We start from the raw sequence: 10,791 nt of genomic DNA on the forward strand, positions 1-10,791 counted from the left end.
CAACAAGCGCGTCGAAGGCGGGCGCAGCCGGCTCTCGTACATCGAGGTCACGAACGCCCAGCACTTCGACGGCTTCATCGGCCTGCCCACCGTGCTGCCGGGCTACGACACACGCTATGTGCCGCTGCACGTCTACCTGAATCGCGGGCTCGACGCGATGTACGCCCACCTGCGCCACGGCACGCCCTTGCCGGCGAGCCAGGTGGTGCGCACCGTGCCGCGTGGTGGTGCGCCCGGCGCCGCACCCGCCATCACCGAGGCCAACGTGCCACCCATCGTGCAGCGCCCTGCGGCGGCCGACGCCATCACCTGGCGGGCGCGCACGCTGACCGTGCCCGATTGAGAGCCCCATGCGCTTCACTTCCAACTACCTGCGCTGCGAAGGCCGCGAGCTGCACTACACCGAGTGGGGCGCGCAGCATGCCGAGGCGGTGATCGCCTGGCATGGCCTCGCGCGCACCGGGCGCGACATGGACGACATCGCCGAGCACCTGTCGCAGCGCTACCGTGTGATCTGCCCCGACACCATCGGGCGCGGCTTGAGCGAGTGGAGCCAGCAGCCGGCCACCGAGTACTGCCTGGCGTTCTACGCCAAGCTCGCCACCTCGCTCGTCAACCAGCTGGGGCTGGACAAGTTTCACTGGCTCGGCACCTCGATGGGCGGCGCCATCGGCCTGCGCGCCGCCGCATCAACGCTGCGGGGTCGTTTGCAGCGACTGGTGCTCAACGACATGGGCCCCGAGATCGCCCAGGCGGCCACCGACCGCATCCGCTCCTACGCCGGCAGCCCGGCGGCGTTTGCCACAGTGAGCGAGTTGGAGACCTACTTCCGCACCATCTACAAACCGTATGGCTGGCTGAGCGATGCGCAGTGGCGGCGCCTCACCGAGACCTCGATTCGCCGCCTGCCGAACGGCCGCGTGACCCCGCATTACGACCCCGACATGGTGATGCAGTTCACCCACCACCCCGACGACTACGCGCAGTGGGACGCCTGGGACAGCCTCGACATCCCGGTGCTGTGCCTGCGCGGTGAAACCTCCGACCTGCTGCTGGCCGACACCGCCGAACAAATGCGCCAACGCGGCCCGCGTGCGGTGGTCGCCACCATCGCCGGCTGCGGTCACGCGCCCGCGCTCAACACGCCGGAGCAGTTCGCTCTCATAGAACGATTCTTCGCGGCGTGATCAGCGCGAGCGCAGCGACGCGCCCATCAAGCAACGCCCGCGGAACCGGCTTTGCCGGGCCGCCAGGCGGCGCCCCTTGGGGGCAGGAGCGCAGCGACTGGGGGGCCTGATCTCAACGCCTGAATTTCCCGTCGGGGCCGATGATGGACAAGTCGGCGAAGACGAGACCCGTGTGATCGCCCGGGCTGAAGTTGACCTCCATGCCGCCGATGTCGAGCTTCTGCAGGCTGTTCAACGCAGCCAGCAACTTCTCGCGCGTGGGGTTGGGGCCGGCCTTGCGCAATGCCGCCACCAGCACCTTGGCCGAGGCAAAGCCTTCCATCATGGCGGGCGACACGCCTTCTTGCCCTTTGGCCACGGCGAGGTCGACCGCCTCCTTCACGATGGGCGCAGCCAGCGAGCGCTCGTAAGGAAACACCTGCGTCACGATCACGCCGCGCGCGTTGTCGGCCATCTGCTTGATGAAGCCGCCCGACGCGTTGTTCGACAGCGTGACGATCTGCGCCCTGGAGCCGGCGGCACGAATGGCCTTGGTGCCTTCGACCACCGCAGCGGCGGTGCCGATGAACACCACCGCCTGCGCCTCGGCCTTGGCCAATTGAGGGGCGATGGCGCTGAAGTCGGGTTTGTTGCGGTCGAACTTCTCCAGCAGCAGCGGCTGCTTCTTCACGTCGGCGAAGCCGATGGCCGCGCCAGCCGCAGCATCGGCACCGAAGGCGTCGTCGACGTGCCAGACGGCGATGCGGTCCATGCCGATCAGGCTCAGGTGCTTCACGGCACGTTCGGTTTCGCGCTGGTAGGTGGCGCGCACGTTGAACACGTATGGGTGCACCGGCTTGTGCAAGGCCATCGCACCGGTGGAGGGCCCGACCAGCGGCACCTTGAACTCCACCAGCGCCGGCAGCATGGCCTGCGTGTGGGGAGTGCCGCGGCTCAGGAACAGGGCCATCGCGCGGCTCTCGACGATCAGCTTGCGCGCGTTTTCGCCGGCCAGCTTGGGGTCGAACTTGTCGTCGAGCGACACCAGCTCGATGGTCTTGCCGTTGATGCCGCCGGCCGCGTTGATGGCATCGAAATACAGCTTGGCGCCGGCGGTGGTTTCTTGCACGCCGGCAGACACCGGGCCGGTGAATGCCGCACTCTGGCCGATCACGATCTGGGCGGTGGCGGGGAAGGCCAGCGCGAGGGCGAGCGCGCCCGCTGCGGCCCGTCGCGGGGCTGCAAAGATGAGTTTCAGCATGGAGTGCCCTGCGGTTGGCCACCTCGCGGCGGCCTGGGTTTTGCGAATCAGCGGCGGAACTTGCCGTCGGGGCCGACGATGGAGAGGTCGGCGTAGTCCAGCCCGGTGTGGTCGGCGGCGGTGTAGCTCACCTCCAACCCACCGATGTCGACCCGGTTGAACGTCTCGAGCGCGCGGCGCAGCTTGTCGCGCGTGGGGGCCGGCCCGGCGCGGCGCAGGCCTTCGACCACCACCTTCGCCGACACAAACCCTTCCAGCATGGTGGGGGTGAGTTCCAGGTTCTTGGCCTTGGCCATTTCCATCGCTTCTTTCACCACCGGCGAGGCGATCGAGCGCTCGTACGGGAACACCTGGCTCACCACCACGCCATGGGCCAGCGGGCCGAGGTCCTTGACGAAGCCGGCTGATGCGTTGTTCGACAGCGTCACCATCTGGGCGCGCGAGCCGGTGGCCCGCAGAGCCTTCATCCCCTCGACGATGGCGGTGCCCGAGCCGATGAATAACACCGCTTGCGGCTCCTTGGCGATGATCTTCGGCATGATGGGTTCGAAATTGGGTTTGGCGCGGTCGTACTTCTCGTACGCCACCAGCTCCTTGTTGACGGTCTTCATGCCCTTCAACACGCCCACGGCGGCGTCGGCGCCGAAGGTGTCGTCCACCTGCACGAGGGCGATGCGGTCGATGCTGATCAGGCTCAGGTGCGAGACCACACGCTCGGCTTCACGCTGGTAGGTGGCGCGCACGTTGAACAGCCACGGGTGCACCGGGCTGTGCAACACCATCGCGCCGGTCGACGGGCCGATCAGCGGCACCTTGTTTTCGGCGAGCAGCGGCATGATGGCTTGCGTATGGGGCGTGCCGCGGTTCAGGAAGAGGCAGACCACACCAGCGTCGATCAGCTGTTTGGCGTTGGCGACGGTGAGCTTGGGGTCGAACTTGTCGTCGAGCGAGACGAGCTCGATCTGCGCGCCGCCCACACCACCGCGCGCGTTGATGGCGTCGAAGTAGAGCTTGGCGCCCTCGGTGGCCTCTTTCACCGAGGCGGCCACGGCGCCGGTGAAGCCGGCTGTCTGGCCCACCTTGATCTGGGCCCAGGCCGTGGCGCTGACCAGGCTGGCGCCGACCACACACCACCGCATCGATTGCATCAATTGCTTCATTGACTTCCCCTTGTGAGAGTGTTGTCGATGTTAGAAGCCGCCAGCGTCTGGCGATGCGTGAAACTACGAACTGTCGCGAGCCAGCCGTGAAAAACGGCGGACTTGGGCCCGCCAATCGAGTGTGATTTTTAACGCTCAGCGGCGGAAGGTGCCCTCGGCCGTCACCATCGACAGGTCAGCGTAGTCGAGGCCGGTGTGGTCGTTGGGGCTGAAGCTCACTTCCAGGCCGCCGATGTCGACACGGTTGAAGCCGTCAAGCGCCTTCTTGATGCTCGCGCGGGTGATGTCCTTGTTGCTGCGCTTGAGGGCGGCCACCAGCACCTTGGCGGCGGCAAAACCTTCGAGCATCTGCGGCGTGAGTTCAGGCAGGTTCTTGGCCTGGGCCAGGCGCGACGCCTCGGCCGCCATCGACACCTTGAGCGAGCGTGCCGACGGGAACACCTGGCTGATGATCAGACCCTGGGCGTTTTCGCCCATCGACTTGATGAAGCCCGCCGAGGCGTTGGGCGACAGCGTGGCGATGGTCGCGCGCGAGCCGGCGGCGCGCAGCGCTTTCACACCCTCGACCACCGCGGTGCCGGTGCCGATGAACAGGATCGACAGCGGCTGGGCGGCCACCACCTTGGGCACCAGGGCCGCGAAATCGGGCTTCGCGCGGTCGAAGATCTGGTGCGTGGCGGGCTGCTTGCCCATCTCCTTGAACACCTTCAGCGCGCCGGCGGCGGCGTCGGTGCCGAAGGAGTCGTTCACCTGGATCAAGGCCACCCGTTCGGCACCGGCCATCGCGAGGTGGCGCGTCACGTGTTCGGCTTCACGCTGGTAGGTGGCGCGCACGTTGAACACCCACGGGTGCACCGGTTGGTGCAGCGCCATGGCACCGGTCGAGGGGGCGATCAGCGTGATGCGGCCTTCGTTGAGCAGCGGCATGATGGCCTGCGAGTGAGGCGTGCCGCGGTTCAGGAACAGCGCGACGATCTTCGGGTCGGCGATCAGCTTCTTGGCGTTTTCGACCGCGATGGCGGGGTCGAACTTGTCGTCCAGCGACACCAGCTCGATGGTCTGCCCGTTGACGCCGCCTTCGGCGTTGACCGAGTCCAGGTAGAGCTTGGCGCCATCGGTGATTTCTTTGACACCGGCAGCCGCAGCACCGGTGAAACCGGCGGTCTGTCCGACCTTGATCTGCGCCATGCACAGGCCAGGCAGCATCAGGCCGGCGATGGCCAAGGCAAGGATATGTCTGGCATTCATCAAAACGCTTCTCCGAGTGGTGAATCAGCTGGTTTCTGGCTGGGATTTAGCGGGATTGATTGTCATGGTCGGCTCCCTCTTTCGGGGGATGACGCATCCAAAAAACCACGGTTACGAGGCGAAACACGGCGCGATTCTGTGTTGACTTGCGGACGCTATTGCACGGCTATCCAAATAAAGTGGGCGAGCAGAACCAATACTTCACGAATCGTGTGACACGCGGGCCATTGGATCCGTGCAAACCCACACGAGATGGCCCGAGAAGGGCGTGAGCAAAGGCTCAATTGGCTGTCCGCCGAGTGACATATTCGGCAACCCACGGGGCTGATGCGAAGCCTGAAACAATGCGCCCGGCAAGCAAACGACAGGAGGTTTCACCATGAAGTGGCTGCGGTTCAGGCAAGGCGCGCGCGAAGGTTTTGGCACGCTGGAGGGTGAAGAGGTGAGCGTGCACGAGGGCGACTTGTTCAGCGCCCCGCAGCCCACCGGCGAGCGTGTGGCGGTGGCCGGCCTGGAGTGGCTCATACCGTGTGTGCCGGCCAAGATGATCGGGTTGTGGAACAACTTCAACGCGGCGGCCGAGAAGAATGGCTGGGCCCGCCCGGCCGAGCCGCTGTACTTCTTGAAAGCCTCAAGCAGCTTCGCGGCCCACCGCCAGCCGATTCAGGCGCCCGCCCACTACGACGGGCGTGTGGCCTACGAGGGCGAGCTGGCACTGGTGATCGGCCAGCCGGCGCGAGCGGTCAGCGTGGAGGCGGCGCCGGCACACATCTTCGGCTACACCTGCGCCAACGACGTGACGGCGATGGAGCTGATCGCCCGCGACCCGAGCTTTGCGCAGTGGGCGCGGGCCAAGAGCTTCGACACCTTTGGCGTGTTCGGCCCGGTGATCGAGACCGAGTTCGATTTTTCGAAGGCCCTGCTCCGCACGCGGGTGGGTGGGCGCGAGCGGCAGAACTACCCACTGTCTGACATGACCTTCTCGCCGGCCGAGCTGGTGTCGCGCATCTCGCACGACATCACATTGCAACCGGGCGACGTGATCCTGTGCGGCACCTCGCTCGGCGTGCTGCCGATGAAGCCGGGCACCGAGGTCGAGGTCGAGATCGATGGGATCGGGGTGTTGAGCAACGTCTACGGGTAGTGCCCTCGGCAAGGTCTCTCTACCGCCAAGACGCAAAGAACGCAAAGAGCGCAAAGCTTTGTTTCCTTCGCGACCTTTGCGTTCTTTGCGCCTTGGCGGTGAACCTTTTGTTGGATCTCCGTCGTTGGCTAACCGGTCGGCTGCACCACCAACTTGCCCTTCGCATCCCCGAGCGTCTTGCCCAGCAGCAAGGTTGCCCCGTAGATCGCGTTGATCGTCGGCGTGGGCGTCTCGGTGATGCGGCCCAGCTCGACCACGCTGCCGACCAGCGCTTCGAGTTCGAGCGCGCGGCCGGCTTCGACGTCTTGCAGCATCGAGGTCTTGTGGGCGCCCACGGCTTCGGCACCGGCAATGCGCTTGTCGAGCGAGATCTTGAACTCGACACCCAGCTTCTCGGCCACCGTCTGCGCCTCGCGCATCATGCTGGCGGCCAGCTCGCGAGAGGCCGGAAAGCGGCAGATGTCTTCGAGCGTGGCGTGCGTCAGCGCGCTGATCGGGTTGAAGCTCAGGTTGCCCCACAGCTTGACCCAGATCTCGCCGCGGATGTCTTTGCTGACCGGCGACTTGAAGCCGGCTTTCATCATGGCCTGCGACAGCAACTCGATGCGCGGGCTGCGGCTGCCGTCGGGCTCACCGAGCGTGAAGCGGTTGCCTTCGATCACGCGCACGACGCCGGGCGCGACGAGCTCGGCCGCCGGGTAGACCACACTGCCGATCACCCGCTCGGGCTCGATGTGGGCGGCGATCACGCCGCCCGGGTCGACACTCTCCAGCTGACGGCCTTCATACGGCCCGGCCAGCTTGTGGAAGTACCACCAGGGCAGGCCGTTGATCATGGTGACGACCATGGTCTCGGGCCCGAAGAGCGCGCGCAGCTCGGGCAGCACGTCCTTCACCTGGTGCGCCTTCAGCGTCAGCAGCACCGCGTCTTGCGGGCCGGCGTCGGCCATCGCCTGCACGGCGCGCACGTTGGCGGCATGTTGCTCGCTGCCGTCTTCCAGGATCAGCTTGAAGCCGTAGGCGTTGATGGCCGCGAGGTTCTTGTTGCGCGCGATGAAGGTCACGTCTTCACCGCTGAGCGCGAGCTTGGCGCCCAGGTAGCCGCCAATCGCGCCCGCGCCGACCACCGCGATCTTCATGCGGTGCGCTCCCGTTCCCGGAGCAGCCTGCGTGCGGTGCCCAACACGGGCGACAGCAGCATCACCAGGGCCAGGCCGGCAATGCTGCCCACCAGCCAGTTCGACCAGAAGATGCTCATGCTGCCCTGCGACAGCAACATCGACTGCCTGAAGCTCGCTTCGGCCATGTCGCCCAGCACCAAGGCCAGCACCAGCGGCGCCAGCGGGTACTTGAGCTTCTTGAACAGGTAGCCGACCACGCCGAACACCATCATCATCACCACGTCGAACATCGAGCTGTGCACGGTGTACGCGCCGATCGCGCAGATGACCACGATCACCGGCGCGATCACCGAGAACGGGATGCGCAGAATCGCCGCCCAGAACGGCACGGTCGTCAGCACCACCAGCAGGCCGACGATGTTGCCGAGGTACATCGAGGCGATCAGGCCCCAGACGAAGTCTTTCTGCTCGATGAAGAGCATGGGCCCCGGTTGCAGGCCCCAGATCAGCAGGCCACCCAGCAGCACGGCGGCCGTGGGCGAGCCGGGAATGCCGAGCGTGAGCATAGGCAGCAGGGCCGAGGTGCCGGCCGCATGGGCGGCAGTTTCGGGGGCGAGCACCCCTTCGATCTGCCCCTTGCCAAAACTTTGTGGGTCTTTCGACATGCGCTGTGCCACGCCATAGCTCATGAACGAGGCGGGTGTGGCGCCCCCCGGGGTGATGCCCATCCAGCAGCCAATCGCGGTGGAGCGCAAAAAGGTCAGCCAGTAGCGCGGCAGCTCGCGCCAGGTTTGCAGCACCACGCGTGCGTTGATGCGTGCGCTCTTGCCCTTGAAGGCCAGGCCTTCTTCCATGGTCAGCAAGATCTCGCCGATGCCGAAGAGGCCGATCACGGCGATCAAAAAGTCAAAGCCCTTGAGCAGGTCGGTCACGCCATAGGTCATGCGCAACTGGCCGGTCACGGTGTCCATGCCCACGGCGGCAAGCGCAAAGCCGAGCATCATCGCGGCGATCACTTTGGCCGGTGGTTCCTTGCTCATGCCGACGAAGCTGCAGAAGGTGAGCAGCTGCACCGCAAAAAACTCCGCCGGCCCGAACTTGAGCGCGAACTTGGCGAGGAGCGGTGCGAGGAAAGTGATCAACACGACCGCGAACAGCGCACCGACGAACGACGAGGTGAAGGCGGCGGTGAGCGCTTGTGCGGCCTTGCCGTTCTGCGCCATTGGGTAGCCGTCGAAGGTGGTGGCCACCGACCACGGCTCGCCGGGGATGTTGAACAGGATCGAGGTGATGGCCCCACCGAACAGCGCACCCCAGTAGATGCACGACAGCATGATGATGGCCGACGTGGGGTTCATCGTGAAGGTGAGCGGCAGCAAGATGGCGATGCCATTCGCACCGCCCAGCCCAGGCAGCACACCGATCAGCACACCGAGCGTGATGCCGACCAGCATGTAGACGATGTTGGGCAGCGTCAGCGCGACGCTGAAGCCGTGCATCAGGTTGTTGATTTCTTCCATCAGAACCCCAAGAGTCGTTCGATCGGGCCCTTGGGCAACTGCACCAGGAACCAGCGCTCGAACACGAGGAAGAAGGCCAGCGGCACCCCGATCGACACGGTGGCCGTGACCGGCCAGCCAAACTTGCCGTAGCGCCGCATGAAGTAGGCGATCAACACCAGCGACGACAGGTAGATGCCCAGCAAGGCGATGCCGCCGACGTAGACCACCATCGGGATCAGCATGGCGAACACGGTCTTCAACTGCGAGCGCTCGGCAAACACCGGGCTCGGCTGGCGCCAGCGCAGCAGCGTCGAGACAAACACCGTGCCGCTGGAGGCCAGCAGCAAGAGCCCGATGTAGAACGGAAAGTAGCCCGAGCGCGGCCCGTCGTCAGCCCAGCCGATGCCCACGCGCAGGCTGTCGGTGATCACCATCCCGGCCACCAGCAGCAGGAAGGCGGCCACGGCCAGCTCGGGCCCGCGCGTGCTCGGGCCGGCTGGTGGGGTGGTGTCGGTGTTGTCTTCGGTGGGGGGGCTCATGGCGATCAGTTGGTCGCCATGAACCCGGCTTCTTTCATCAGCAGGCGGTGGATGTGCTCGTTCTTGCCCAGCCAGTCAACGAACTCGGCGCCCTTCAGGCTGGTCTGGCGGAAGGCACCCTTTTCCATGAACTCTTTCCACTCGGGCAGTGCGCGAAGCTTGTCGAACAGGCCGTTGTAATAGGCGACCTGGTCGGGGGTGGCGCCGGGTGTCATGAAGACGCCGCGCAGCATCAGATAGCTGACACGCAGGCCCACCGAGCCGCAAGGCGGCACGTCGGCCCACGACTCGGTGGCCGTGAGCTTGGTGGTGTAGGGCAGCTTGTCCTTGTCCATCACGCACAGCGGGCGCAGCTTGCCGGCGCGCCAGTGCGATTCGGCTTCGATCGGGTTGTTGACGGTGGAGTCGATGTGCTTGCCCACCAGTTGCACGGCCACGTCGCCGCCGCCCTTGAAGGGCACGTAGATCATCTTCTTGCCGAGCGTGTTTTCCAGCAGCACGGTGATGATCTGGTCTTCTTGCTTGGAGCCGGTGCCGCCCATCTTGAAGGTCTTGTCGGGAGAGGCCTTGACGGCGGCCATGAAGTCCTTGGCGTTCTTGTGTGGCGAGTCGGCGTTGACCCACAAGATGAACTGGTCGAGTGCCAGCATCGACACCGGCGTCAGGTCGCGCCAGTTGAAGGGCACACCGGTGGCCAGCGGGGTGGTGAACAGGTTCGAGAGCGTGATGACGATCTTGTGCGGGTTGCCCTTGTCGCCCTTCACGTCCAAGAAGCCTTCGGCGCCTGCACCACCGGCCTTGTTGACCACGATGATGGGCTGCGAAGTGAGCTTGTGCTTGGCGGCCATGCCCTGGATGAAACGCGCCATCTGGTCGGCGCCACCGCCGGTGCCGGCGGGCACCACGAATTCGATGGGCTTGGTGGGTTCCCAGGCGGCGAGAGCGGGGGCGGTGGCCGTTGCAGCGGCCAGGCCGAAGGCGGCGATCACGGTGTGCAGCTTGAATCTCATCACGTCGAACCTCGTTGCTAGTAGATGGATAGGAAAACTCTGAACCGTCACGCCGGGGTCACAGCCCCAGCTTCTGCGCCAACCCGATGCGTTGCAGCTTGCCGGTGGCGCCTTTCGGGATCTCGTCCATGAACAAGATCTTCTTGGGCACCTTGTAGTCGGCGGCACGTTTGGCCACGAAGTCTTGCAGCTCGCGGTCGGTGGCTGCGGCGCCTTCCTTGAGCACCACGACGGCCGCCACCTCTTCACCCAGCTTGGGGTGCGGCATGCCGAAACAGACCACCTGCGCCACGGCCGGGTGGTCCATCAGGATTTCATCGACCTCGCGCGGGCTCACCTTCTCGCCACCCCGGTTGATGATCTCTTTCAGCCGGCCGGTGATGCTGATGTAGCCGTCGTTGTCTTTTGTGCCCTGGTCGCCGGTGCGAAACCAGCCGTTGAGGAAACCTTCGGCATTGGCCTTGGGGTTGTTCTCGTAACCCTCGGTCACGTTGCGGCCCTTGATGACAATCTCGCCGATCTCGTTGGCGCCCAGCAGCGTGCCGTCTTCGCCCATGATCTGCACCTCGGGGCCGGCGGACAAGCCCACTGTGCCGGGCTTGCGTGCCAGCGGAGGCAGTGGGTTCGAGGCCATCTGGTG

The 10,791-nt window shown here is 65.4% G+C and carries 11 protein-coding genes; 3 read left to right on the forward strand and 8 right to left on the reverse strand.

All coding sequences use genetic code 11. The annotated features are described in order from the left end of the window. Together RMO40_RS09600 and RMO40_RS09605 are read left to right on the forward strand one after the other, a co-directional pair. Positions 1 to 343, forward strand: a 343-nt coding sequence (locus tag RMO40_RS09600) for a 3-hydroxybutyrate oligomer hydrolase family protein (RefSeq protein ID WP_309719720.1), incomplete at its 5' end; no start/stop codon positions are given. A gap of 7 nt (positions 344 to 350) precedes the next feature. Next, a complete protein-coding gene (locus RMO40_RS09605) occupies positions 351 to 1,187 on the forward strand; it encodes an alpha/beta hydrolase (RefSeq protein WP_309719722.1) in 837 nt (278 codons plus the stop codon). 112 nt (positions 1,188 to 1,299) lie between these two features. Here the strand turns inward: RMO40_RS09605 and RMO40_RS09610 are convergent, their stop codons facing one another. From RMO40_RS09610 to RMO40_RS09620, 3 genes are all read right to left on the reverse strand, one after another. Continuing rightward, entirely contained in the window at positions 1,300 to 2,427 is a 1,128-nt protein-coding gene (locus RMO40_RS09610; protein ID WP_309719725.1) for an ABC transporter substrate-binding protein, read from the reverse strand. 47 nt (positions 2,428 to 2,474) lie between these two features. After that, positions 2,475 to 3,575: an ABC transporter substrate-binding protein gene (locus RMO40_RS09615; RefSeq protein ID WP_309719728.1), complete on the reverse strand. Its 1,101-nt coding sequence runs from the start codon at positions 3,573 to 3,575 to the stop codon at positions 2,475 to 2,477. A 147-nt stretch (positions 3,576 to 3,722) separates the two neighbouring features. Continuing rightward, a complete protein-coding gene (locus RMO40_RS09620; protein ID WP_309719731.1) occupies positions 3,723 to 4,835 on the reverse strand; it encodes an ABC transporter substrate-binding protein in 1,113 nt (370 codons plus the stop codon). Between the two features lie 379 nt (positions 4,836 to 5,214). Between RMO40_RS09620 and RMO40_RS09625 the strand changes: the two genes are divergently transcribed. Beyond that, complete coding sequence (locus tag RMO40_RS09625; protein WP_309719734.1) at positions 5,215 to 5,979, forward strand: fumarylacetoacetate hydrolase family protein; 765 nt, start codon at positions 5,215 to 5,217, stop codon at positions 5,977 to 5,979. Positions 5,980 to 6,107: 128 nt separating this feature from the next. On the opposite strand, the gene RMO40_RS09630 is transcribed toward RMO40_RS09625, so the two are convergent. The 5 genes from RMO40_RS09630 to RMO40_RS09650 all read right to left on the reverse strand — a co-directional run. Further along, positions 6,108 to 7,118 carry a 2-dehydropantoate 2-reductase gene (locus RMO40_RS09630; RefSeq protein ID WP_309719737.1) on the reverse strand — a complete coding sequence of 337 codons (1,011 nt, stop codon included), beginning with the start codon at positions 7,116 to 7,118 and terminating at the stop codon, positions 6,108 to 6,110. Further along, on the reverse strand, positions 7,115 to 8,620 hold the full coding sequence (locus RMO40_RS09635) for a tripartite tricarboxylate transporter permease (protein ID WP_309719740.1): 1,506 nt from the start codon (positions 8,618 to 8,620) through the stop codon (positions 7,115 to 7,117). The genes RMO40_RS09630 and RMO40_RS09635 overlap by 4 nt, the downstream gene beginning before the upstream one ends. Then, positions 8,620 to 9,141, reverse strand: a complete 522-nt coding sequence (locus RMO40_RS09640; RefSeq protein ID WP_309719751.1) for a tripartite tricarboxylate transporter TctB family protein — start codon at positions 9,139 to 9,141, stop codon at positions 8,620 to 8,622. Before RMO40_RS09640 ends, RMO40_RS09635 begins: the two co-directional genes overlap by 1 nt. Positions 9,142 to 9,146: 5 nt before the next feature. Beyond that, positions 9,147 to 10,151 (reverse strand): tripartite tricarboxylate transporter substrate-binding protein, encoded by a 1,005-nt coding sequence (locus RMO40_RS09645; RefSeq protein ID WP_309719757.1) that lies wholly within the window; start codon positions 10,149 to 10,151, stop codon positions 9,147 to 9,149. A 58-nt stretch (positions 10,152 to 10,209) separates the two neighbouring features. Then, the coding region (locus RMO40_RS09650) for an AMP-binding enzyme (RefSeq protein ID WP_309719761.1) at positions 10,210 to 10,791 on the reverse strand (582 nt) is incomplete at its 5' end.

Source organism: Rhizobacter sp., assembly GCF_031412075.1.
Taxonomy (GTDB): domain Bacteria; phylum Pseudomonadota; class Gammaproteobacteria; order Burkholderiales; family Burkholderiaceae_C; genus Rhizobacter.

Bases quoted from the DNA above. Each gene is read 5' to 3' on its own strand.
- RMO40_RS09640 (WP_309719751.1), bottom strand. From the start codon at position 9,141: ATGAGCCCCCCCACCGAAGACAACACCGACACCACCCCACCAGCCGGC.
- RMO40_RS09610 (WP_309719725.1), bottom strand. From the start codon at position 2,427: ATGCTGAAACTCATCTTTGCAGCCCCGCGACGGGCCGCAGCGGGCGCG.
- RMO40_RS09615 (WP_309719728.1), bottom strand. From the start codon at position 3,575: ATGCAATCGATGCGGTGGTGTGTGGTCGGCGCCAGCCTGGTCAGCGCC.
- RMO40_RS09620 (WP_309719731.1), bottom strand. From the start codon at position 4,835: ATGAATGCCAGACATATCCTTGCCTTGGCCATCGCCGGCCTGATGCTG.
- RMO40_RS09605 (WP_309719722.1), top strand. From the start codon at position 351: ATGCGCTTCACTTCCAACTACCTGCGCTGCGAAGGCCGCGAGCTGCAC.
- RMO40_RS09625 (WP_309719734.1), top strand. From the start codon at position 5,215: ATGAAGTGGCTGCGGTTCAGGCAAGGCGCGCGCGAAGGTTTTGGCACG.
- RMO40_RS09630 (WP_309719737.1), bottom strand. From the start codon at position 7,118: ATGAAGATCGCGGTGGTCGGCGCGGGCGCGATTGGCGGCTACCTGGGC.
- RMO40_RS09635 (WP_309719740.1), bottom strand. From the start codon at position 8,620: ATGGAAGAAATCAACAACCTGATGCACGGCTTCAGCGTCGCGCTGACG.
- RMO40_RS09645 (WP_309719757.1), bottom strand. From the start codon at position 10,151: ATGAGATTCAAGCTGCACACCGTGATCGCCGCCTTCGGCCTGGCCGCT.